The organism is Shigella dysenteriae (assembly GCF_022354085.1).
In the GTDB taxonomy this organism is placed as follows: domain Bacteria; phylum Pseudomonadota; class Gammaproteobacteria; order Enterobacterales; family Enterobacteriaceae; genus Escherichia; species Escherichia coli.
In genome coordinates, this window is the sequence record NZ_CP055055.1 from 2,719,631 (window position 1) to 2,741,381 (window position 21,751).

A 21,751-nucleotide genomic window follows, 5' to 3' on the forward strand; every position below is an offset into this window, starting at 1 on the left:
CAGCACACAGGCGTAATATCTGACAAAACTGCATTTCGATTTCTTTCAGTGCGGAAATCGTCATTACCCGTGAGTCTCTTTACATCATGAATATGCTGGAAAAAATCCAGTCTCAGCTGGAACATTTGAGCAAATCGGAGCGCAAAGTTGCCGAGGTCATTCTGGCTTCGCCCGATAACGCGATCCATTCGAGTATTGCTGCTCTGGCGCTGGAAGCCAATGTTAGCGAACCGACGGTGAATCGTTTCTGTCGCAGCATGGACACGCGCGGTTTTCCTGATTTTAAACTTCATCTGGCACAGAGTCTGGCGAATGGCACTCCCTATGTTAATCGCAACGTCAATGAAGATGACAGCGTTGAATCATACACAGGGAAAATATTTGAGTCCGCAATGGCAACGCTCGATCATGTCCGTCATTCACTGGATAAATCTGCCATCAACCGCGCCGTCGACTTGCTCACTCAGGCAAAAAAAATCGCCTTTTTCGGATTAGGCTCTTCAGCCGCCGTTGCCCACGATGCGATGAATAAGTTCTTTCGTTTTAATGTTCCGGTGGTGTACTCCGATGATATCGTGCTGCAACGCATGAGTTGTATGAATTGTAGCGACGGAGACGTGGTGGTGCTGATTTCTCACACTGGAAGAACAAAAAATCTGGTCGAGCTGGCGCAGCTGGCACGCGAAAACGACGCCATGGTGATTGCCCTCACCTCTGCGGGTACCCCGCTCGCCCGGGAAGCAACGCTGGCAATTACCCTCGACGTACCGGAAGATACTGACATTTATATGCCCATGGTTTCTCGACTTGCACAGCTGACCGTGATAGATGTGCTGGCGACAGGATTTACTTTGCGACGCGGTGCAAAATTCAGAGATAACTTGAAGCGGGTCAAGGAAGCGCTGAAGGAATCGCGTTTTGATAAGCAGTTACTTAATTTAAGTGACGATCGCTAAAAGCGACTGTCACTGTTCTAATCTTATACGACATCCGAATGAGATTAATTTATCGCCATCGCGGCGTTATTTCATTCGGATTTCATGTTCAAGCAACACCTGGTTGTTTCAGTCAACGGAGTATTACATGTCCAGAAGGCTTCGCAGAACAAAAATCGTTACCACGTTAGGCCCAGCAACAGATCGCGATAATAATCTTGAAAAAGTTATCGCGGCGGGTGCCAACGTTGTACGTATGAACTTTTCTCACGGCTCGCCTGAAGATCACAAAATGCGCGCGGATAAAGTTCGTGAGATTGCCGCAAAACTGGGGCGTCATGTGGCTATTCTGGGTGACCTCCAGGGGCCCAAAATCCGTGTATCCACCTTTAAGGAAGGCAAAGTTTTCCTCAATATTGGGGATAAATTCCTGCTCGACGCCAACCTGGGTAAAGGTGAAGGCGACAAAGAAAAAGTCGGTATCGACTACAAAGGCCTGCCTGCTGACGTCGTGCCTGGTGACATCCTGCTGCTGGACGATGGTCGCGTCCAGTTAAAAGTACTGGAAGTTCAGGGCATGAAAGTGTTCACCGAAGTCACCGTCGGTGGTCCCCTCTCCAACAATAAAGGTATCAACAAACTTGGCGGCGGTTTGTCGGCTGAAGCGCTGACCGAAAAAGACAAAGCAGACATTAAGACTGCGGCGTTGATTGGCGTAGATTACCTGGCTGTCTCCTTCCCACGCTGTGGCGAAGATCTGAACTATGCCCGTCGCCTGGCACGCGATGCAGGATGTGATGCGAAAATTGTTGCCAAGGTTGAACGTGCGGAAGCCGTTTGCAGCCAGGATGCAATGGATGACATCATCCTCGCCTCTGACGTGGTAATGGTTGCACGTGGCGACCTCGGTGTGGAAATTGGCGACCCGGAACTGGTCGGCATTCAGAAAGCGTTGATCCGTCGTGCGCGTCAGCTAAACCGAGCGGTAATCACGGCGACCCAGATGATGGAGTCAATGATTACTAACCCGATGCCGACGCGTGCAGAAGTCATGGACGTAGCAAACGCCGTTCTGGATGGTACTGACGCTGTGATGCTGTCTGCAGAAACTGCCGCTGGGCAGTATCCGTCAGAAACTGTTGCAGCCATGGCGCGCGTTTGCCTGGGTGCGGAAAAAATCCCGAGCATCAACGTTTCTAAACACCGTCTGGACGTTCAGTTCGACAATGTGGAAGAAGCTATTGCCATGTCAGCAATGTACGCAGCTAACCACCTGAAAGGCGTTACGGCGATCATTACCATGACCGAATCGGGTCGTACCGCGCTGATGACCTCCCGTATCAGCTCTGGTCTACCAATTTTCGCCATGTCGCGCCATGAACGTACGCTGAACCTGACTGCTCTCTATCGTGGCGTTACGCCGGTGCACTTTGATAGCGCTAATGACGGCGTAGCAGCTGCCAGCGAAGCGGTTAATCTGCTGCGCGATAAAGGTTACTTGATGTCTGGTGACCTGGTGATTGTCACCCAGGGCGACGTGATGAGTACCGTGGGTTCTACTAATACCACGCGTATTTTAACGGTAGAGTAAGTACGTTGCCGGATGCGGCGAAAACGCCACATCCGGCCTACAGTTCAATGATAGTTCAACAGATTTCGAATATTCTGAAGCAAACTTGAACTTATCATCAGGCGAAGGCCTCTCCTCGCGAGAGGCTTTTTTATTTGATGGGATAAAGATCTTTGCGCTTATACGGCTGGATTTCGCCCGGTTTGCGAGTTTTCAGCAATTTTAGTATCCAGGTGTATTGTTCTGGTCGCGGACCAACAAAAATCTCGACTTCTTCATTCATCCGCCGCGCAATCGTATGATCATCCGCCTCTAACAGATCATCCATCGGTGGGCGCACCTGAATCGTCAGACGATGCGTCTTGCCATCATAAATCGGAAACAGCGGTACAACGCGCGCACGGCACACTTTCATCAAACGACCAATCGCGGGCAACGTCGCTTTATAGGTGGCAAAGAAATCCACAAATTCGCTGTGCTCTGGGCCATGATCCTGATCGGGTAAATAATATCCCCAGTACCCCTGACGTACCGACTGGATGAATGGTTTAATACCGTCATTTCTCGCATGCAGACGACCGCCAAAGCGACGACGCACCGTGTTCCAGACATAATCAAAAACCGGGTTGCCCTGATTATGGAACATCGCTGCCATTTTCTGCCCTTGCGAGGCCATCAGCATGGCAGGAATATCGACGGCCCAACCGTGCGGCACCAGAAAGATAACTTTCTCGTTATTACGCCGCATCTCTTCGATGATCTCCAGCCCTTGCCAGTCAACTCGCGGCTGAATTTTCTCCGGCCCGCGTATTGCCAACTCAGCCATCATTGCCATCGCTTGCGGCGCGGTGGCAAACATCTCATCAACAATCGCTTCGCGTTCAGCTTCACTACGTTCTGGAAAGCAGAGCGACAGATTGATTAACGCACGACGGCGTGAGCTTTTTCCCAGTCGTCCGGCAAAACGTCCCAGCCGTGCCAGAATGGGATCACGGAACTTTGGCGGCGTTAAAGCGATACCCGCCATCGCTGCTACGCCCAGCCATGCTCCCCAGTAGCGCGGGTGGCGAAAGGATTTATCAAACTCAGGAATGTATTCGCTATTATTTTTTTTCGTTTCCATGCTTTTCCAGTTTCGGATAAGGCAAAAATCAATCTGGTGATAGTGTAGCGGCGCAACTTGCCCCGCACCAAATAAAAAAAGCCGGTACTGACTGCGTACCGGCTGCGAATGGATGTTAATTAATCAAACCGTAGCTGCGGCACAATCTCTTTGGCCTGCGCCAGGAATTCGCGACGATCGGAGCCGGTCAGCCCTTCGGTACGCGGCAGTTTTGCCGTCAGCGGGTTTACGGCCTGCTGGTTTATCCATACTTCATAGTGCAGATGCGGCCCGGTTGAACGTCCGGTATTACCGGAAAGCGCGATACGGTCGCCACGTTTCACCTTCTGTCCCGGTTTCACCAGAATCTTGCGCAAGTGCATATAACGCGTGGTGTAGCTGCGACCATGACGAATAGCCACATAATAACCTGCTGCGCCACTGCGTTTGGCAACCACCACTTCACCGTCACCCACTGAAAGCACTGGCGTACCCTGCGGCATGGCGAAATCAACACCTCTGTGTGGTGCAACGCGACCGGTCACCGGATTAGTACGACGCGGGTTAAAGTTAGACGAGATACGGAACTGTTTCGCCGTCGGGAATCGCAAGAATCCTTTCGCCAGACCAGTACCGTTACGATCGTAGAATTTGCCATCTTCAGCGCGGATAGCGTAATAATCTTTACCTTCTGAACGCAAACGTACGCCCAGCAGCTGGCTTTGCTCACGTTTACCATCAAGCATTTCTCGAGACATTAATACCGCAAATTCATCGCCTTTTTTCAGTTTGCGGAAATCCATTTGCCACTGCATGGCTTTAATCACTGCGCTCACTTCGGCGCTGGTTAAACCGGCGTTTCTGGCGCTGGCAACAAAGCTCCCCCCGACGGTACCTTTCAGCAGATTGTTAACCCACTCTCCTTGCTGCATTTCGCTGGTCATTTTAAAACCGTTAGCAGCAGTACGGTCATAGGTTCGGGTTTCACGACGAGACACTTCCCAGGTGAGGCGCTGCAGTTCGCCGTCCGCGGTTAATGTCCAGGAGAGTTGTTGACCGATTTTCAGGTTACGCAATTCTTTGTCGGCCGCAGCCAGTTGGGTGATATCACCCATATCAATACCATACTGATTGAGAATGCTGCTTAGCGTATCGCCAGTGGAAACAACATATTCATGCACGCCCGCTTCACCGGCAATTTTGTCATCCAGTTCGTCCTGGGGAATGGCTTCATCTTCTTGTGCAGCTTGATCAATCGGTTCACTGGCTTCAGGTAAGAGCGAACGAATTTCGTTCTGTTCCAGCTCAATGGTTTTGACAATTGGCGTGGCATCGCGGTGATAAACATAGGGCCGCCAGACAGCGACGGCCAGAGTAAGAACGGTGAGCGACCCCAACATAACGCGGTGTGGTCGCGGTAAATTATTAAACGCCAGGGCGACAGAGCGGGCTATCTGTTGCACGTAATCACTTCCTCATTAATCTCCTTTCAGGCAGCTCGCATACTGGTTGGCTAATTGACTCAGGAATTCTGAATAGCTTGTTTTACCCAGTTTGATATTCGTCCCCAGGGGATCCAACGTTCCCATACGAACGGATGTCCCTCGTGCGACGCTCTCAACGACCGCTGGCCTGAACTGTGGCTCAGCAAAAACGCAGGTTGCTTTTTGCTCAACCAACTGTGTTCTTATTTCATGTAAACGCTGCGCGCCAGGTTGAATCTCAGGGTTAACGGTAAAATGACCAAGCGGTGTCAGTCCGAACTGTTTTTCGAAATAGCCGTAAGCATCGTGAAAAACGAAATAACCTTTCCCCTTGAGCGGCGCGAGCTCGTTACCAACCTGCGTTTCGGTTGAAGCTAATTGTGCCTCAAAATCCTTCAGGTTGGCGTCAAGTTTGGCTCGACTTTGCGGCATAAGTTCCACTAATTTTCCATGGATTGCAACCGCTGTAGCCCGCGCTATCTCTGGGGAAAGCCAAAGATGCATGTTGAAATCGCCGTGATGGTGATCTTCGTCACTTTTTTCCGCGTGGTCGTGATCATCATCATCGCCGTGAATACTTTTCATCAGTAGCGGTTTCACATCTTCTAGCTGCGCAATCGTTACCTGCTTCGCTTCTGGTAATTTGCTTACCGGTTTTTGCATAAACGCTTCCATCTCCGGGCCAACCCAAACGACTAAGTCCGCGTTCTGTAAGCGTTTTACATCCGATGGACGCAGTGAATAATCATGTTCTGAAGCGCCGTCAGGAAGTAAAACCTCCGTTTCTGTTACCCCATCAGCAATGGCAGAAGCGATGAACCCAACGGGTTTAAGCGAAGCGACAACGGCGGCATCTGCGGCCTGTGTTGCACCGCCCCAGAGAGCGGCGGATAATGCTGCGAAAAGAAGCGTTTTTTTATGTAACATAATGCGACCAATCATCGTAATGAATATGAGAAGTGTGATATTATAACATTTCATGACTACTGCAAGACTAAAATTAACATGACAAGTCTGGTTTCCCTGGAAAATGTCTCGGTTTCTTTTGGCCAACGCCGCGTCCTCTCTGATGTGTCGCTGGAACTTAAACCTGGAAAAATTTTGACTTTACTTGGGCCAAATGGCGCAGGTAAGTCGACACTGGTACGGGTAGTGCTCGGGCTGGTAACACCCGATGAAGGGGTTATCAAGCGCAACGGAAAACTGCGCATCGGCTATGTACCGCAGAAGCTGTATCTCGACACCACGTTGCCACTGACCGTAAACCGTTTTTTACGCTTACGCCCTGGTACACATAAAGAAGATATTTTGCCTGCACTAAAACGTGTCCAGGCCGGGCACCTGATTAACGCACCGATGCAAAAGCTCTCGGGTGGCGAAACGCAGCGTGTACTGTTAGCGCGAGCATTGTTAAATCGCCCGCAATTATTAGTGCTGGATGAACCCACTCAAGGCGTGGATGTAAATGGCCAGGTGGCGTTATATGACCTTATTGACCAACTGCGTCGTGAACTGGATTGTGGCGTTTTAATGGTCTCTCACGATCTGCATCTGGTAATGGCAAAAACCGATGAAGTGCTGTGCCTGAATCACCACATTTGTTGTTCCGGCACACCGGAAGTTGTTTCCCTGCATCCGGAGTTTATTTCAATGTTTGGTCCTCGTGGTGCTGAACAACTGGGTATCTATCGCCATCATCATAATCATCGTCACGATTTACAGGGACGAATTGTTTTGCGTCGGGGAAATGATCGCTCATGATTGAATTATTATTTCCCGGTTGGTTAGCCGGGATCATGCTCGCCTGTGCCGCGGGTCCGCTTGGTTCGTTTGTAGTCTGGCGTCGTATGTCTTATTTCGGTGATACGCTGGCTCATGCCTCATTACTTGGTGTCGCGTTTGGTTTGTTGCTGGACGTGAATCCATTCTATGCGGTGATTGCCGTTACGCTGCTGCTGGCGGGCGGTCTAGTATGGCTGGAGAAGCGTCCACAGCTGGCGATCGACACGTTATTAGGGATTATGGCGCACAGTGCCCTGTCGCTGGGCCTGGTGGTCGTTAGTCTGATGTCTAACATTCGTGTTGATTTGATGGCTTACCTGTTCGGTGATTTACTGGCAGTGACGCCAGAAGATCTCATCTCTATTGCGATTGGCGTGGTCATCGTGGTGGCGATTTTGTTCTGGCAATGGCGCAATTTGCTGTCGATGACGATTAGCCCGGATCTGGCGTTTGTTGATGGTGTGAAATTACAGCGCGTGAAATTGTTGTTGATGCTGGTGACGGCATTGACGATTGGTGTAGCGATGAAATTTGTCGGCGCGTTGATTATTACTTCGCTGCTGATTATTCCTGCAGCTACTGCACGTCGCTTTGCCCGCACGCCGGAACAGATGGCTGGTGTCGCTGTTTTGGTGGGGATGGTGGCAGTGACTGGCGGTTTAACCTTTTCCGCATTTTACGATACGCCGGCGGGTCCGTCGGTAGTACTATGTGCTGCACTATTGTTTATTATCAGTATGATGAAAAAACAGGCCAGTTAATTTAAACCTAAAATGTCGGATGCGGCGCGAGCGCCTTTTCCGCCCTACGGTTCGCTATCTCTGGTATATGCCTGATAAGACGCGAATAGCGTCGCATCAGGCACACTGCCAATGTCGGATGCGGTGCGAGCGACCAATCCGACTTACGGCATTTCTGGCGGCGTTATGCCAAAGTGATTCCACGCCCGCGTCGTCGCCATACGCCCGCGCGGTGTACGCTGCAAAAAGCCTTGCTGAATCAAATAAGGTTCCAGCACATCCTCAATGGTTTCACGTTCTTCGCCAATAGCCGCCGCCAGGTTATCCAGACCTACCGGCCCACCAAAGAACTTATCGATTACCGCCAGCAACAATTTGCGGTCCATATAATCGAAACCTTCAGCATCGACATTCAACATATCCAGCGCCTGAGCAGCGATATCTGCCGAGATGGTGCCATCGTGCTTCACTTCGGCGAAATCACGCACTCGACGCAGCAGACGGTTGGCAATGCGCGGCGTACCGCGAGCGCGACGAGCAACTTCCAGCGCGCCGTCATCACTCATCTCAAGCCCCATAAAGCGTGCGCTGCGACTGACGATATATTGCAGATCCGGCACCTGATAAAACTCCAGACGTTGCACAATACCAAAACGGTCGCGCAACGGTGATGTCAGCGAACCTGCGCGCGTGGTTGCACCAATCAGGGTAAACGGCGGCAAATCAATTTTAATGGAGCGTGCCGCCGGACCTTCACCAATCATGATATCCAGTTGGTAGTCTTCCATTGCCGGGTACAGCACTTCTTCAACAACTGGCGATAAACGGTGGATCTCATCAATAAACAGCACGTCATGCGGTTCAAGGTTAGTGAGCATCGCAGCCAAATCGCCCGCCTTTTCCAGCACCGGACCAGAAGTCGTGCGTAAATTAACGCCCATTTCATTGGCGACAATGTTGGCAAGCGTAGTTTTACCCAACCCCGGAGGACCAAAAATCAACAAATGATCGAGGGCATCGCCGCGCAGTTTCGCTGCTTTGATGAAAATCTCCATCTGTGAACGAACCTGCGGCTGACCAACATACTCTTCCAGTAATTTAGGGCGAATGGCGCGATCTGCTACATCTTCCGGCAAAGTGGTACCGGCAGAAATCAGACGGTCTGCTTCAATCATCCTTTACCTCATAACGCGGCGCGTAGGGCTTCGCGAATTAATGTTTCACTGCTGGCGTCAGGGCGAGCGATTTTGCTCACCATGAGGCTTGCTTCTTGTGGTTTATAGCCCAGCGCCACCAGCGCGGCAACCGCTTCTTGTTCAGCATCGTCGGTCGCCGGGCTGGCAGGAGACGTGAGTACCAGGTCGGCGGCTGGCGTAAAGAGATCGCCATGCAAACCTTTAAATCGGTCTTTCATTTCAACAATCAAGCGTTCGGCGGTTTTTTTGCCAATACCTGGCAGTTTCACCAGTGCCCCCACTTCTTCACGCTCAACGGCATTAACAAACTGCTGCGCTGACATTCCGGAGAGGATCGCCAGCGCCAACTTCGGGCCGACGCCGTTGGTTTTGATCAACTCTTTGAACAATGTGCGCTCTTGTTTATTGTTAAAACCGTACAGCAGTTGCGCGTCTTCACGCACCACAAAGTGGGTGAAAACGATCGCTTCCTGACCCGCTTCAGGGAGTTCATAAAAACAGGTCATCGGCATATGCACTTCATAGCCTACGCCGCCCACTTCAATTAACACCAGCGGGGGTTGTTTTCCAATGATGATGCCTCTGAGTCTGCCTATCACATGACGCTCCTGCGTAATGAATCAAAGATAATGCTGTATGATAAAAAAATGCTGGATAGATATCCAGCGAAGGATGAAGAAAACTTGCGAGGTGTCTCGATGAACTGAAAAATGGCACAGTATAATTTATTCTACAGGTTATATTGGAAGCAAATATTTTAATATTACATATTCAGTGAAGAAATGCGTAATAAAAATATACATTGCGCCTCCTGAAAAAATAAATTTTTTATGCTATTACGTATATTCGTATCTATTTCAATGGAATGACAACGTGAATATTAATTACCCTGCTGAATATGAAATTGGAGATATCGTCTTTACATGTATAGGTGCTGCCTTATTTGGTCAAATATCAGCTGCATCAAATTGCTGGAGTAATCACGTCGGGATCATTATCGGTCATAACGGTGAAGACTTCCTGGTTGCAGAAAGCCGGGTTCCCCTTTCAACCATCACCACGCTATCTCGTTTTATTAAACGTTCGTCTAATCAACGCTATGCTATAAAGCGATTAGACGCTGGGCTGACAGAACAACAAAAACAACGAATTGTTGAACAGGTTCCCTCCCGGCTACGCAAACTTTACCACACCGGTTTTAAATACGAATCTTCGCGCCAGTTCTGTTCAAAATTTGTTTTTGATATTTATAAAGAAGCGCTATGTATTCCGGTGGGTGAAATAGAGACGTTTGGAGAATTGTTAAATAGCAATCCGAATGCAAAACTCACTTTCTGGAAATTCTGGTTCCTGGGTTCTATTCCGTGGGAGCGTAAAACCGTCACGCCAGCCAGTTTGTGGCATCATCCGGGTTTGGTGTTGATTCATGCGGAGGGAGTGGAAACGCCTCAGCCGGAACTGACCGAGGCGGTATAACTTAACGCAGTCGCCCTCTCGCCAGGTTCAGCCGCGATTCGCTCATCTGCATCGCATTCTGACTAACGTGGCAGTGGGTGATGGCAATCGCCAGCGCATCGGCGGCATCCGCCTGTGGATTAGCGGGCAGTTTCAGCAAGGTGCGGACCATATGCTGCACCTGGCTTTTTTCGGCACTACCAATACCTACCACCGTTTGCTTTACCTGACGTGCCGCGTATTCAAATACTGGCAACTCCTGATTCACCGCCGCCACAATCGCCACGCCGCGCGCCTGGCCCAGTTTCAGGGCTGAGTCAGCGTTCTTTGCCATAAAGACTTGTTCAATGGCGAAATAATCAGGCTGGAACTGGGTGATGATTTCCGTCACGCCCGCATAGATGAGTTTCAGACGAGACGGTAAATCATCCACTTTGGTGCGGATGCATCCGCTACCCAGGTAGGACAGTTGCCTACCTACCTGGCGGATGACGCCGTAGCCGGTCACGCGCGAACCCGGATCAATGCCGAGAATAATAGCCATCACGCGTCTCCGTTTTGCTGTTTAGCAGGCCTCATCAGAGAGTCGCTGCGACCTCATCAGAGATTTCACCGTTATGGTAAACTTCCTGCACGTCGTCGCAATCTTCCAGCATATCGATCAGACGCATCAGTTTCGGTGCGGTTTCTGCATCCATATCAGCTTTGGTAGACGGGATCATGGAAACTTCCGCGCTGTCTGCTTTCAGACCTGCCGCTTCCAGTGCGTCGCGCACTTTACCCATTTCTTCCCATGCAGTGTAGACATCAATCGCGCCGTCATCATAGGTCACAACGTCTTCAGCACCTGCTTCCAATGCTGCTTCCATGATGGTGTCTTCATCGCCTTTCTCGAAGGAGATCACGCCTTTTTTGCTGAACAGATAGGCTACGGAACCATCAGTACCGAGGTTACCGCCACATTTGCTGAATGCATGACGCACTTCAGCAACGGTACGGTTGCGGTTGTCAGACAGACATTCAATCATGATTGCCGTGCCGCCAGGACCGTAACCTTCGTAGATGATGGTTTCCATGTTCGCATCATCATCACCGCCCACACCACGTGCAATTGCGCGGTTCAGCGTGTCACGGGTCATGTTGTTAGACAGTGCTTTATCAATTGCTGCACGCAGACGCGGGTTAGCGTCCGGATCGCCACCGCCCAACTTCGCCGCGGTTACCAGCTCACGAATGATTTTAGTGAAGATTTTACCGCGCTTAGCATCCTGCGCAGCTTTACGATGTCTGGTGTTGGCCCATTTACTATGACCTGCCATAAAAATATCTCCAAATAGCCCTGCCTGTTCAGGCAGCGTTAATTACAAACTGTTCAATCGCCTGCCGGTTGCTCCAGGACTTAGTGAGCGCCGCCGCAGCAGGCGCATCAAGCCACTTGTAAGCCAGATGTTCAGTGAAAACGATCTGCCGCTCGTGCGGAAGCGCAAGACAGAACCATGATTCCGTATTACGCGTCACGCCCGGCGCATAGCGATGACGTAAATGTGAAAAAATTTCAAACTCTACCGTGCGCTGACAGTCAATTAAGGTCAGTTGTTCAGCGACAACATCAATGGTGACCTCTTCCTTTACTTCGCGCATGGCAGCTTGCGGCGCGGTTTCACCCTCTTCCACGCTGCCGGTTACCGACTGCCAGAAATCGGGGTCATCACGCCGCTGCAACATCAGCACCCGTTTCGTATCTTGTGCGTAGATGACCACTAAGATCGAAACGGGACGCTTATACACTTTATCCTTCACGCTGCCTCTTCGTTGACTGCCTTCGCTCATCCCATTCACATAGTTATCTATGCTCATGGGAGTTCACTCAGTTGCCGCCTCGATGCAACGCGAATGATTTCGTGTATTTGAGTCATATCAGTTATTCTCAGCCTTCTTCACAACCTGAATGCTCAGCTCAGCCAGTGCAGTCGGGTTAGCAAAGCTCGGTGCTTCAGTCATCAGACACGCTGCCGCCGTGGTTTTCGGGAAGGCGATAACGTCACGGATATTGTCGGTGCCGGTCAGCAGCATGGTCAGACGGTCAAGACCGAATGCCAGACCTGCGTGCGGCGGAGTACCGTATTTCAGAGCGTCGAGAAGGAAGCCGAATTTCTCGCGCTGTTCCTCTTCGTTGATACCCAGAATACCAAACACCGTCTGCTGCATATCACCATTATGGATACGTACTGAACCACCGCCCACTTCGTAACCATTGATGACCATATCGTAAGCGTTCGCCACCGCATTTTCCGGTGCAGCTTTCAGCTCTGCAGCCGTCATGTCTTTCGGTGAGGTGAACGGATGGTGCATTGCCGTCAGGCCGCCTTCACCGTCGTCTTCAAACATCGGGAAGTCGATAACCCACAGCGGTGCCCATTTGCTTTCGTCGGTCAGACCAAGGTCTTTACCCACTTTCAGGCGCAATGCGCCCATCGCGTCGGCAACAATTTTCTTGTTGTCGGCACCGAAGAAAATCATATCGCCATCTTGCGCGGCAGTACGATCCAGGATGGCTTCGATGATTTCTGCATTAAGGAACTTCGCTACCGGGCTGTTGATACCTTCCAGACCTTTCGCGCGTTCGTTAACTTTGATGTAAGCCAAACCTTTCGCGCCGTAGATTTTAACGAAGTTACCGTATTCGTCGATCTGCTTACGGGTCAGCGATGCGCCACCCGGAACACGCAGAGCGGCAACACGGCCTTTCGGATCGTTCGCCGGACCTGCAAATACTGCAAACTCAACAGATTTCAGCAGATCAGCAACGTCGGTCAGTTCCATCGGGTTACGCAGATCCGGTTTATCAGAACCATAACGGCGTTCGGCTTCCGCAAAGGTCATTACCGGGAAATCGCCCAGATCCACGCCCTTCACTTCCAGCCACAGATGGCGCACCAGCGCTTCCATCACTTCACGCACTTGCGGCGCGGTCATGAAAGAAGTTTCCACATCGATCTGAGTAAATTCAGGCTGACGATCAGCGCGCAGGTCTTCGTCACGGAAGCATTTAACGATCTGATAGTAGCGGTCAAAGCCGGACATCATCAGCAGCTGTTTGAACAACTGTGGGGATTGCGGCAGTGCGTAGAATTTACCTTTGTGCACACGAGAAGGCACCAGGTAGTCACGCGCGCCTTCCGGCGTGGCTTTGGTCAGCATCGGAGTTTCGATGTCGAGGAAGCCGTGGTCATCCATAAAACGGCGCACCAGGCTGGTGATTTTAGCGCGGGTTTTCAGGCGCTGAGCCATTTCCGGACGACGCAGGTCGAGGTAGCGGTATTTCAGACGCGCTTCTTCGGTGTTGACGTGGTTAGAGTCAAGCGGCAGAACATCTGCGCGGTTGATGATAGTCAGCGAGGACGCCAGCACTTCGATTTCGCCGGTCGCCATATCGCGGTTAATATTTTTTTCGTCACGCGCACGTACGGTGCCCGTGACCTGAATGCAGAACTCATTACGCAGTTCAGAGGCCAGCTTTAACGCGTCCGCACGATCCGGATCGAAAAATACCTGCACGATACCTTCGCGGTCGCGCATATCGATGAAGATCAGGCTACCAAGATCACGACGACGGTTGACCCAACCACACAGAGTCACCTGCTGCCCCACGTGGGACAAACGGAGCTGTCCACAATATTCTGTACGCATGAGATATCCCTTAACTTAGCTGCCGGCGGATGCCCCCTGCTGCGCAGGTGACCAAGTCGCAGCGTTAGCTGTATGTCACAACTGAATGAAAAAAGGCGGCTATTATACTGGAAATTCTGCCGCACCGTAAGAGCCTGGCCCGCGCTGGAACGCCTCGTTACCACTTTATATCGGGCCTGAAATCAGACTCTACGCCAGTTTGCTATAAAGGTGTTGCCCGAACTCATAAAAATTAACAAAATTTGTCGTTCCGCCATCGGCTAATCGCATTAAGGTGTGAGGCACGATTTTGTTTTTTCAGGAGTCATCATGCTTGAACTTAATGCTAAAACCACTGCGCTGGTGGTGATCGATTTACAAGAAGGCATCTTACCTTTTGCCGGTGGTCCACATACTGCCGATGAGGTAGTTAATCGCGCCGGGAAGCTGGCGGCGAAATTTCGCGCCAGCGGTCAGCCCGTGTTTCTGGTGCGCGTTGGCTGGTCTGCCGATTACGCCGAAGCATTAAAACAGCCGGTTGATGCCCCTTCCCCCGCTAAAGTGTTGCCCGAAAACTGGTGGCAACATCCAGCTGCATTAGGTGCAACTGACAGTGATATCGAAATAATCAAACGTCAGTGGGGTGCGTTTTACGGTACGGATCTGGAGTTGCAATTACACCGCCGAGGTATCGATACAATAGTGTTATGTGGGATCTCGACCAATATCGGTGTTGAATCCACCGCCCGCAATGCCTGGGAACTTGGCTTTAATCTGGTGATTGCCGAAGACGCCTGTAGTGCCGCCAGCGCCGAGCAACACAATAACAGCATTAATCATATCTACCCGCGCATCGCCCGTGTGCGTAGCGTGGAAGAGATCCTTCACGCGTTATGATTTACATCGGTCTACCGCAATGGTCGCATCCTAAATGGGTGCGGTTGGGGATCACCAGCCTTGAAGAGTATGCCCGCCACTTTAACTGCGTGGAGGGCAACACCACGCTTTACGCCCTGCCGAAACCCGAGGTTGTCCTGCGCTGGCGTGAGCAGACCACAGATGACTTCCGCTTCTGTTTTAAGTTTCCGGCGACCATTTCGCATCAGGCAGCATTACGGCATTGCGATGATTTAGTGACTGAATTTTTGACCCGCATGTCACCGTTGGCTCCGCGCATTGGGCAATACTGGCTGCAACTGCCTGCCACATTCGGCCCACGGGAGCTGCCTGCGCTTTGGCATTTTCTCGATTCTCTCCCTGGCGAATTTAATTATGGTGTGGAAGTCCGCCATCCACAGTTTTTCGCCAAAGGGGAAGAGGAACAAACGCTTAATCGCGGTTTACATCAGCGCGGCGTTAATCGGGTGATTTTAGACAGCCGCCCGGTTCATGCAGCACGTCCACACAGTGAAGCTATTCGCGACGCTCAACGAAAAAAACCTAAAGTTCCGGTACATGCTGTACTGACGGCGACAAATCCACTGATCCGTTTTATCGGTAGTGATGATATGACGCAAAACCGGGAATTATTTCAGGTCTGGTTACAAAAATTAGCGCAGTGGCATCAGACCACTACGCCTTATCTTTTTTTACATACGCCAGACATTGCCCAGGCACCGGAACTGGTACATACCCTGTGGGAAGACTTACGTAAAACGCTTCCAGAGATCGGAGCAGTTCCGGCTATTCCACAGCAATCTTCTCTTTTCTGAATTTGCCACCTATCATAGACAGGTGCCATCGGCCATTTTAAAGGGAGTTTGTATGGTAAGCGCGCTGTATGCCGTTTTAAGTGCGTTGTTATTAATGAAGTTCTCTTTTGATGTCGTTCGCCTGCGAATGCAGTACCGCGTTGCCTATGGTGACGGTGGTTTTAGCGAACTGCAAAGCGCTATTCGCATTCATGGTAACGCGGTGGAATATATTCCCATCGCGATTGTGCTGATGCTGTTTATGGAAATGAATGGCGCAGAAACCTGGATGGTGCATATTTGCGGCATCGTTTTGCTTGCTGGTCGTCTGATGCATTATTACGGTTTTCATCACCGTCTGTTTCGCTGGCGACGTTCCGGCATGAGCGCCACCTGGTGTGCGCTGTTGCTGATGGTGCTGGCGAATCTTTGGTATATGCCCTGGGAGTTGGTTTTCTCCCTGCGTTAGCGCACAATACGCCACTTTCTTTTTCCCGGATTTTTACGTTATGTCTCACCGCGACACGCTATTTTCTGCCCCTATCGCCAGACTGGGCGACTGGACCTTTGATGAACGGGTAGCTGAAGTCTTCCCGGATATGATCCAGCGTTCCGTTCCCGGCTATTCCAATATTATTTCCATGATTGGTATGTTAGCCGAGCGCTTCGTTCAACCTGGTACGCAGGTTTACGATCTGGGTTGTTCTCTGGGCGCGGCGACGCTCTCGGTGCGTCGCAACATTCATCATGATAATTGCAAAATTATTGCCATCGACAACTCCCCGGCGATGATTGAACGCTGCCGTCGTCATATTGACGCCTATAAAGCCCCTACGCCAGTAGACGTCATTGAAGGTGATATTCGCGATATCGCCATTGAAAACGCATCGATGGTGGTGCTGAATTTTACCCTGCAATTCCTGGAACCTTCCGAGCGCCAGGCATTACTGGATAAAATTTATCAAGGGCTGAACCCCGGCGGCGCGCTGGTGCTTTCGGAAAAATTCAGTTTCGAAGATGCCAAAGTTGGTGAACTGTTGTTCAACATGCACCACGACTTTAAACGTGCCAACGGTTACAGCGAACTGGAGATCAGCCAGAAGCGCAGCATGCTGGAAAACGTGATGCTGACCGATTCCGTGGAAACCCATAAAGCACGCCTGCATAAAGCCGGTTTTGAGCATAGCGAGCTGTGGTTCCAGTGCTTTAACTTTGGTTCACTGGTGGCATTAAAAGCAGAGGACGCTGCATGATCGACTTTGGTAACTTTTATTCTCTGATTGCCAAAAATCATCTTTCACACTGGCTCGAAACGCTGCCCGCGCAGATTGCTAACTGGCAGCGCGAGCAGCAGCACGGGTTGTTTAAGCAGTGGTCAAATGCGGTGGAGTTTCTACCTGAAATTAAACCGTATCGTCTTGATTTATTGCATAGCGTTACGGCAGAAAGCGAAGAGCCACTGAGCGCAGGGCAAATTAAACGCATTGAAACGCTGATGCGCAACCTGATGCCGTGGCGCAAAGGGCCGTTCTCACTGTATGGCGTCAACATCGATACCGAATGGCGTTCCGACTGGAAATGGGATCGTGTTCTGCCCCATCTTTCTGATTTAACCGGACGCACCATTCTGGATGTCGGCTGCGGCAGCGGTTATCACATGTGGCGCATGATTGGCGCAGGCGCGCACCTCGCGGTGGGGATCGACCCTACGCAACTGTTTCTGTGCCAGTTTGAAGCGGTGCGTAAACTACTGGGTAATGATCAGCGCGCGCATTTGTTACCGTTAGGTATTGAACAACTTCCGGCACTGAAAGCCTTTGATACCGTCTTTTCGATGGGCGTGCTTTATCATCGTCGTTCACCGCTGGAGCATCTCTGGCAGTTGAAAGATCAACTGGTCAATGAAGGTGAACTGGTGCTTGAAACGCTGGTTATTGATGGTGATGAGAACACGGTGCTGGTGCCGGGCGATCGTTACGCGCAAATGCGTAATGTCTATTTCATCCCTTCCGCGCTGGCGCTGAAAAACTGGCTGAAGAAGTGTGGTTTTGTAGATATCCGCATTGCGGATGTGAGCGTTACCACCACAGAAGAGCAGCGACGCACCGAATGGATGGTTACCGAATCGCTGGCCGATTTCCTCGACCCACATGATCCGGGTAAAACGGTGGAAGGTTATCCGGCACCTAAACGCGCGGTGCTGATTGCGCGCAAGCCGTAAAGGTCTGGTATTACTGCCGGATGCGGCGTGAACGCCTTATCCGGCCTACAAAACCTTGCTAATTCAATATATTGCAGGGACTATGTAGGCCTGATAAGCATAGCGCATCAGGCAGCTTTATGTTTGCATAACCTCAGCGCCCGTTTCCGGGCGCTTTTCACGTCTTACGCCTGAACAGCTGGCTGATCAAACGCCGTTAACTTCGGTGCGTTACCCGTATATTTTTCGATATACACCAGCGCAGAGTTACCGGCACAGGCATTTGCCAGCTGCGAGCTGGGGATATCCGCCGTTAACACGTTCGCACTGCCGTTTTTACACAAGCCATTTTCCAGATCTGGCCATGCACCTTCATGCACGCATACCACGCCTTTTTTGATCCCGTCAGTCACCACAGCGCCTGTCAGGATCTGACCTCGTTTATTCCAGACACGGACCAGATCGCCATTCGCAATACCAAAGCGAGCAGCATCTTCGGTGTGAATAGTGATTGGTTCACGATCGGCAACCGCATATTTTTTACGCAGTTCCGCATAGTTAAGCTGACTGTGTAAACGGTGTGCCGGATGTGCGGTCAGAAGCTGCAACTGCTTCTCGTCGGCGGTACCCTTCCACTCATCAGGCGCAAGCCAGGTTGGGTGTGCCGGGCAATCCTTATAGCCAAATTTTTCCAGCGTTTTGGAGTAAATCTCAATTTTGCCGCTTGGCGTACCCAGCGCATTTTTCACTGGATCGGCGCGGAAATCACCATAACGAACATACTGTTCGTTCTTCTCGCTGCGGCGCATTTCGATCAGTTTATTTTGCTGCCAGAAGGCATTAAACATTGGCATAGTGACGCGTTGCGCACGGGCACCTTTCTGAGCGGCATCATAGAAAAATTTCAGCCACGCCATTTCATCTTTACCTTCGGTATAGATCTCTTTTCCGCCAGGTTTCAGTAATTCAGCAAGATCGGCAAACACGTCAAAATCGTTACGCGCTTCAAATTGCGGAGCGACAGCCTGCTTCATCGGTACAATATGCTGGTTGCTGTAATCACCGGTCATCGTCAAGTCATTGCGCTCAAACGATGTGGTGATCGGTAATACGATATCTGCATGTTTAGCAGCTGCGGTCCAGTAGCATTCAGAAACGACGATCATCTCCGGTTTCTGCCATGCTTTGATCAGACGATTAGTATCCTGGTGATGGGTAAAGTTACCGCCACCCGCCCACCAGATCATTTTGATATTCGGATACGTTTGTTCTTTACCGTTATGCTGATATTTGCCGCCAGGATTTTCCAGCGCATCGACGATACGGGCAACAGGAATCGCCGTCATTCCGCCATCATCAGCGGCCTCGCTGGCCTGTCCGGCAATCGCCGCAGACATTTCCGGCAGCACGCCGCCAACACGCGTCGGGTTGCCACCATTGGAGTAATGATAAGAGAAACCAAAACCGCCGCCCGGTGTACCAATCTGCCCTAACATCGCCGCCAGCGTCACCAGCATCCAGTGTTTCTGTTCACCATATTGCTGGCGCTGAATTCCCCAGCCTGCCATCAGCATTGTGCGATTCGCCGCCATCAGTTCAGCGAGTTTGACTATCTGCGCTTCCGGTACGCCAGTAATTTCCGCCGCCCAGGCCGCGCTCTTCGGAGTATTATCGCTCTTACCTGTCAGATATTCTTCAAACTGCGGATACCCGGTGGTGTATTTTTCAAGGAACACTTTATCGTGTTTGCCTTGTGTCATCAGGGTATGCGCAATCCCTAACATCAGTGCCACGTCGGTGCCCATATTCGGCGCGATCCAGGTGGCATTATCGCCAAAGAATTCGATGGTTTCGGAGCGGATAGGATCAATGGCAATCACTGGTTTGCCAGATTTTTTCAGCTGATGGAAGTATTCCAGCCCTTGCTCATCGGTACTGCTCCAGGCAATTTTTAAGGTATTCAGCGGGTTCATCCCCCACAGCACCACAACCTGGCTGTTTTCCAGAATCAGCGGCCAGGAGGTCTGCTGTTCATACACCTCTACAGAACCGACCACATGCGGCATGATCACCTGTGCCGCCCCGGTTGAATAATCGCCGCTATGCCCGGAATAACCGCCCGCCAGGTTCATATAACGTTGCAGTAAGGTTTGCGCTTTATGCAACACGCCAGAAGAGCGCCAGCCGTATGATCCGGCAAAAATAGCCGATGGTCCGTTAGCTTTGCGAATGCGATCGTGTTGCTCATGAATCAGTTTTAATGCTTGCTCCCAGCTCACCTGTACATAGGTATCTTCGCCACGACCTTTCGCCGGTTGCAGTGGATTATCGAGATAGCTTTTTCTCACCATCGGATGCTGAATACGCGCCGTGGTGTGTACCTGATCCGCCGCCGTAGACTGTAAGGAGTTCGGTATGGTTTTCGCCAGCGCGCCTGTCGAAGAAACAATCTTGCCGTCCTTCACTTCTACGTTCATCGCTCCCCAACGTCCCGCGGTGAGGATTTTACCGCCCTTCTCTTCTGCCCATGCGGGTAGCGGTGCTGCCGATGTCACCACCAGCGCTCCAGCGGCAATACCGCTGTGTTTAATAAATTCACGTCTTGTTAATGTCATAACTTCCTCCCTGATCAACGAGGATCACTGTTTCTCGGTAATATCTTTGGCGTTGTACTGGAAATACCGCGTTAAAATGTCCAGTTCGTTTTCGCTCATGCTGGTTCGTGCCCCCATTCCTTTGGCAATGGACGGCCACGCATTGACGGTGTAATGGTCGGCGGCAATAGGGGCATGACAACCAGCGCAATAGGTATCGTCAAGTTTTTCAGCGTATTGCCATAGCGGTTTACGGTCCGCTAATGCGGGATCGGTAAGCGCACCCTGTAAAGACGCCTGACGCCATTGATTGCCGTATTCGTCAGCCTGCCATTCCCCGTTTACCGTGAGCGCCTTGATACCTTCTTCACTTAATGTGGCTAGCGCCAGCCGTTGACCTGCCGCCAGGTAGAGCGTGTTTTCACTGCCCTGCATTTGATAACCCTGCAACAGAACGATCGGCTGTTTGCCACTGGCATCAACGACGGTGAGATCGGTACCAGGATTCACGGTAGCCAGCTCGCCTATGCGAGAAGTTTTGAAAGGATAAATATGTGCGCCATTAGTCACTGAAGTAGCGGCCTGACTTTCCAGCTCATGCGCCGCGTTGTCATCCATTTTTATTTCTGGCGGAAAATGGGCAATGCCTTTATGACAATCGATACAGGTTTCGCCGCCCTTTTGTGCTTTGTTATGCATTTTCTGCGCAGATTCACTTTGCGAGGCAATATCCATGGCATCAAAAGAATGGCAACTACGGCACGTTGCAGAGTCAGTTGCTTTTAATTCTTTCCATACTGTTTCGGCCATTTCCTGGCGATGAGCTTCGAACTTATCGTCACTGTCTATTTTGCCGCTAACAAATTCATGATAAATATCTTTAGATGCTTTTAATTTAGCGAATAAATAATCCATCCCTGACTTTGGAATATGGCAATCGGCACATTCCGCACGTATCCCTTTCTGGTTCGAAAAGTGGACAGTTCCCTGATATTCCTCAAAAGGTTTACTCATCGAGTGGCAGGAAAGGCAAAATGCTGTATCCGACGTTTTATGTAAGGCTTTTTGCGCCAGCAAGAACCCGCCACCACCAACCACAACCGCTATCAGCAAAAACAATAACCCAATGCGTTTTTTCCCTCGCATAGATTCCTCTAATTAAATTCCAGAACACCGAAATCATTGTATAAATAAATATACAACGAATTGACTACTTGCTTAATTCGGCACAACACTGCCTGAAATAATCGCTAAAGAATATGATTTATTACAATGTAATCATTAATTGCTAAGGAATAATCCAGTTGTTATTTAGAATATATATTTGTCAGTT

At 50.7% G+C, this 21,751-nt stretch carries 22 protein-coding genes; 10 read left to right on the top strand and 12 right to left on the bottom strand.

Annotation, left to right across the window (positions count from 1 at the left end; all coding sequences use genetic code 11):
* Window positions 1–86: 86 nt before the first annotated feature.
* Together hexR and pyk are read left to right on the top strand one after the other, a co-directional pair.
* Window positions 87–956: a DNA-binding transcriptional regulator HexR gene (gene hexR, locus HUZ68_RS13020; RefSeq protein WP_001056694.1), complete on the top strand. Its 870-nt coding sequence runs from the start codon at window positions 87–89 to the stop codon at window positions 954–956.
* A gap of 127 nt (window positions 957–1,083) precedes the next feature.
* Window positions 1,084–2,526 carry a pyruvate kinase gene (gene pyk, locus HUZ68_RS13025; protein ID WP_000091148.1) on the top strand — a complete coding sequence of 481 codons (1,443 nt, stop codon included), beginning with the start codon at window positions 1,084–1,086 and terminating at the stop codon, window positions 2,524–2,526.
* 130 nt (window positions 2,527–2,656) lie between these two features.
* Here pyk and lpxM read toward each other — a convergent pair whose 3' ends face one another.
* From lpxM to znuA, 3 genes are all read right to left on the bottom strand, one after another.
* Window positions 2,657–3,628 (bottom strand): lauroyl-Kdo(2)-lipid IV(A) myristoyltransferase, encoded by a 972-nt coding sequence (lpxM, locus tag HUZ68_RS13030; protein ID WP_000448381.1) that lies wholly within the window; start codon window positions 3,626–3,628, stop codon window positions 2,657–2,659.
* 119 nt (window positions 3,629–3,747) lie between these two features.
* Window positions 3,748–5,070 carry a murein DD-endopeptidase MepM gene (mepM, locus tag HUZ68_RS13035; RefSeq protein ID WP_001184045.1) on the bottom strand — a complete coding sequence of 441 codons (1,323 nt, stop codon included), beginning with the start codon at window positions 5,068–5,070 and terminating at the stop codon, window positions 3,748–3,750.
* 15 nt (window positions 5,071–5,085) lie between these two features.
* Window positions 5,086–6,018: a zinc ABC transporter substrate-binding protein ZnuA gene (znuA, locus tag HUZ68_RS13040; RefSeq protein WP_001342995.1), complete on the bottom strand. Its 933-nt coding sequence runs from the start codon at window positions 6,016–6,018 to the stop codon at window positions 5,086–5,088.
* 78 nt (window positions 6,019–6,096) lie between these two features.
* Here znuA and znuC point away from each other — a divergent pair, with 78 nt between their 5' ends.
* Together znuC and znuB are read left to right on the top strand one after the other, a co-directional pair.
* Window positions 6,097–6,852, top strand: a complete 756-nt coding sequence (gene znuC, locus HUZ68_RS13045; RefSeq protein ID WP_000202996.1) for a zinc ABC transporter ATP-binding protein ZnuC — start codon at window positions 6,097–6,099, stop codon at window positions 6,850–6,852.
* A complete protein-coding gene (gene znuB, locus HUZ68_RS13050; protein ID WP_000571478.1) occupies window positions 6,849–7,634 on the top strand; it encodes a zinc ABC transporter permease subunit ZnuB in 786 nt (261 codons plus the stop codon). The genes znuC and znuB overlap by 4 nt, the downstream gene beginning before the upstream one ends.
* Window positions 7,635–7,777: 143 nt before the next feature.
* Here znuB and ruvB read toward each other — a convergent pair whose 3' ends face one another.
* The 3 genes from ruvB to yobI all read right to left on the bottom strand — a co-directional run bounded on the left by ruvB (window position 7,778) and on the right by yobI (window position 9,612).
* Window positions 7,778–8,788 carry a Holliday junction branch migration DNA helicase RuvB gene (gene ruvB / locus HUZ68_RS13055; RefSeq protein WP_000568519.1) on the bottom strand — a complete coding sequence of 337 codons (1,011 nt, stop codon included), beginning with the start codon at window positions 8,786–8,788 and terminating at the stop codon, window positions 7,778–7,780.
* An 8-nt stretch (window positions 8,789–8,796) separates the two neighbouring features.
* Window positions 8,797–9,408, bottom strand: coding sequence for a Holliday junction branch migration protein RuvA (gene ruvA / locus HUZ68_RS13060; protein ID WP_239593893.1), 612 nt, complete (start codon window positions 9,406–9,408; stop codon window positions 8,797–8,799).
* A gap of 138 nt (window positions 9,409–9,546) precedes the next feature.
* On the bottom strand, window positions 9,547–9,612 hold the full coding sequence (gene yobI, locus HUZ68_RS13065) for a stress response small protein YobI (RefSeq protein WP_010723105.1): 66 nt from the start codon (window positions 9,610–9,612) through the stop codon (window positions 9,547–9,549).
* 70 nt (window positions 9,613–9,682) lie between these two features.
* Between yobI and HUZ68_RS13070 the strand changes: the two genes are divergently transcribed.
* Entirely contained in the window at window positions 9,683–10,285 is a 603-nt protein-coding gene (locus HUZ68_RS13070) for a YebB family permuted papain-like enzyme (RefSeq protein ID WP_001024929.1), read from the top strand.
* A gap of 1 nt (window position 10,286) precedes the next feature.
* Here the strand turns inward: HUZ68_RS13070 and ruvC are convergent, their stop codons facing one another.
* The 4 genes from ruvC to aspS all read right to left on the bottom strand — a co-directional run bounded on the left by ruvC (window position 10,287) and on the right by aspS (window position 13,954).
* Window positions 10,287–10,808, bottom strand: a complete 522-nt coding sequence (gene ruvC / locus HUZ68_RS13075) for a crossover junction endodeoxyribonuclease RuvC (RefSeq protein WP_001295503.1) — start codon at window positions 10,806–10,808, stop codon at window positions 10,287–10,289.
* Window positions 10,809–10,842: 34 nt separating this feature from the next.
* Window positions 10,843–11,583 carry a YebC/PmpR family DNA-binding transcriptional regulator gene (locus HUZ68_RS13080; RefSeq protein WP_000907234.1) on the bottom strand — a complete coding sequence of 247 codons (741 nt, stop codon included), beginning with the start codon at window positions 11,581–11,583 and terminating at the stop codon, window positions 10,843–10,845.
* 28 nt (window positions 11,584–11,611) lie between these two features.
* Window positions 11,612–12,064 (bottom strand): dihydroneopterin triphosphate diphosphatase, encoded by a 453-nt coding sequence (gene nudB / locus HUZ68_RS13085; protein ID WP_001300367.1) that lies wholly within the window; start codon window positions 12,062–12,064, stop codon window positions 11,612–11,614.
* A 117-nt stretch (window positions 12,065–12,181) separates the two neighbouring features.
* A complete protein-coding gene (aspS, locus tag HUZ68_RS13090; protein ID WP_001258662.1) occupies window positions 12,182–13,954 on the bottom strand; it encodes an aspartate--tRNA ligase in 1,773 nt (590 codons plus the stop codon).
* A 309-nt stretch (window positions 13,955–14,263) separates the two neighbouring features.
* Between aspS and HUZ68_RS13095 the strand changes: the two genes are divergently transcribed.
* The 5 genes from HUZ68_RS13095 to cmoB are packed head-to-tail and all read left to right on the top strand — an operon-like array spanning window position 14,264 to window position 17,845.
* The gene (locus tag HUZ68_RS13095) at window positions 14,264–14,830 is read left to right on the top strand and encodes a hydrolase (protein WP_001537046.1); all 567 of its coding nucleotides are present in this window, start codon (window positions 14,264–14,266) and stop codon (window positions 14,828–14,830) included.
* Window positions 14,827–15,645, top strand: coding sequence for a DUF72 domain-containing protein (locus HUZ68_RS13100; protein ID WP_000639274.1), 819 nt, complete (start codon window positions 14,827–14,829; stop codon window positions 15,643–15,645). Before HUZ68_RS13095 ends, HUZ68_RS13100 begins: the two co-directional genes overlap by 4 nt.
* Window positions 15,646–15,697: 52 nt before the next feature.
* The gene (locus HUZ68_RS13105) at window positions 15,698–16,093 is read left to right on the top strand and encodes an MAPEG family protein (RefSeq protein ID WP_000252980.1); all 396 of its coding nucleotides are present in this window, start codon (window positions 15,698–15,700) and stop codon (window positions 16,091–16,093) included.
* A gap of 40 nt (window positions 16,094–16,133) precedes the next feature.
* The gene (gene cmoA, locus HUZ68_RS13110) at window positions 16,134–16,877 is read left to right on the top strand and encodes a carboxy-S-adenosyl-L-methionine synthase CmoA (RefSeq protein ID WP_000019588.1); all 744 of its coding nucleotides are present in this window, start codon (window positions 16,134–16,136) and stop codon (window positions 16,875–16,877) included.
* Window positions 16,874–17,845 carry a tRNA 5-methoxyuridine(34)/uridine 5-oxyacetic acid(34) synthase CmoB gene (cmoB, locus tag HUZ68_RS13115; protein WP_000564725.1) on the top strand — a complete coding sequence of 324 codons (972 nt, stop codon included), beginning with the start codon at window positions 16,874–16,876 and terminating at the stop codon, window positions 17,843–17,845. Before cmoA ends, cmoB begins: the two co-directional genes overlap by 4 nt.
* 164 nt (window positions 17,846–18,009) lie before the next feature.
* Here cmoB and torZ read toward each other — a convergent pair whose 3' ends face one another.
* Entirely contained in the window at window positions 18,010–20,439 is a 2,430-nt protein-coding gene (gene torZ, locus HUZ68_RS13120; protein WP_000176796.1) for a trimethylamine N-oxide reductase TorZ, read from the bottom strand.
* A gap of 24 nt (window positions 20,440–20,463) precedes the next feature.
* On the bottom strand, window positions 20,464–21,564 hold the full coding sequence (locus HUZ68_RS13125; RefSeq protein ID WP_001214275.1) for a NapC/NirT family cytochrome c: 1,101 nt from the start codon (window positions 21,562–21,564) through the stop codon (window positions 20,464–20,466).
* Window positions 21,565–21,751: the final 187 nt, after the last annotated feature.

Bases quoted from the DNA above. Each gene is read 5' to 3' on its own strand.
- hexR (WP_001056694.1), top strand. From the start codon at position 87: ATGAATATGCTGGAAAAAATCCAGTCTCAGCTGGAACATTTGAGCAAA.
- pyk (WP_000091148.1), top strand. From the start codon at position 1,084: ATGTCCAGAAGGCTTCGCAGAACAAAAATCGTTACCACGTTAGGCCCA.
- lpxM (WP_000448381.1), bottom strand. From the start codon at position 3,628: ATGGAAACGAAAAAAAATAATAGCGAATACATTCCTGAGTTTGATAAA.
- znuA (WP_001342995.1), bottom strand. From the start codon at position 6,018: ATGTTACATAAAAAAACGCTTCTTTTCGCAGCATTATCCGCCGCTCTC.
- znuC (WP_000202996.1), top strand. From the start codon at position 6,097: ATGACAAGTCTGGTTTCCCTGGAAAATGTCTCGGTTTCTTTTGGCCAA.
- znuB (WP_000571478.1), top strand. From the start codon at position 6,849: ATGATTGAATTATTATTTCCCGGTTGGTTAGCCGGGATCATGCTCGCC.
- ruvB (WP_000568519.1), bottom strand. From the start codon at position 8,788: ATGATTGAAGCAGACCGTCTGATTTCTGCCGGTACCACTTTGCCGGAA.
- ruvC (WP_001295503.1), bottom strand. From the start codon at position 10,808: ATGGCTATTATTCTCGGCATTGATCCGGGTTCGCGCGTGACCGGCTAC.
- HUZ68_RS13080 (WP_000907234.1), bottom strand. From the start codon at position 11,583: ATGGCAGGTCATAGTAAATGGGCCAACACCAGACATCGTAAAGCTGCG.
- aspS (WP_001258662.1), bottom strand. From the start codon at position 13,954: ATGCGTACAGAATATTGTGGACAGCTCCGTTTGTCCCACGTGGGGCAG.
- HUZ68_RS13095 (WP_001537046.1), top strand. From the start codon at position 14,264: ATGCTTGAACTTAATGCTAAAACCACTGCGCTGGTGGTGATCGATTTA.
- HUZ68_RS13100 (WP_000639274.1), top strand. From the start codon at position 14,827: ATGATTTACATCGGTCTACCGCAATGGTCGCATCCTAAATGGGTGCGG.
- HUZ68_RS13105 (WP_000252980.1), top strand. From the start codon at position 15,698: ATGGTAAGCGCGCTGTATGCCGTTTTAAGTGCGTTGTTATTAATGAAG.
- cmoA (WP_000019588.1), top strand. From the start codon at position 16,134: ATGTCTCACCGCGACACGCTATTTTCTGCCCCTATCGCCAGACTGGGC.
- cmoB (WP_000564725.1), top strand. From the start codon at position 16,874: ATGATCGACTTTGGTAACTTTTATTCTCTGATTGCCAAAAATCATCTT.
- torZ (WP_000176796.1), bottom strand. From the start codon at position 20,439: ATGACATTAACAAGACGTGAATTTATTAAACACAGCGGTATTGCCGCT.
- HUZ68_RS13125 (WP_001214275.1), bottom strand. From the start codon at position 21,564: ATGCGAGGGAAAAAACGCATTGGGTTATTGTTTTTGCTGATAGCGGTT.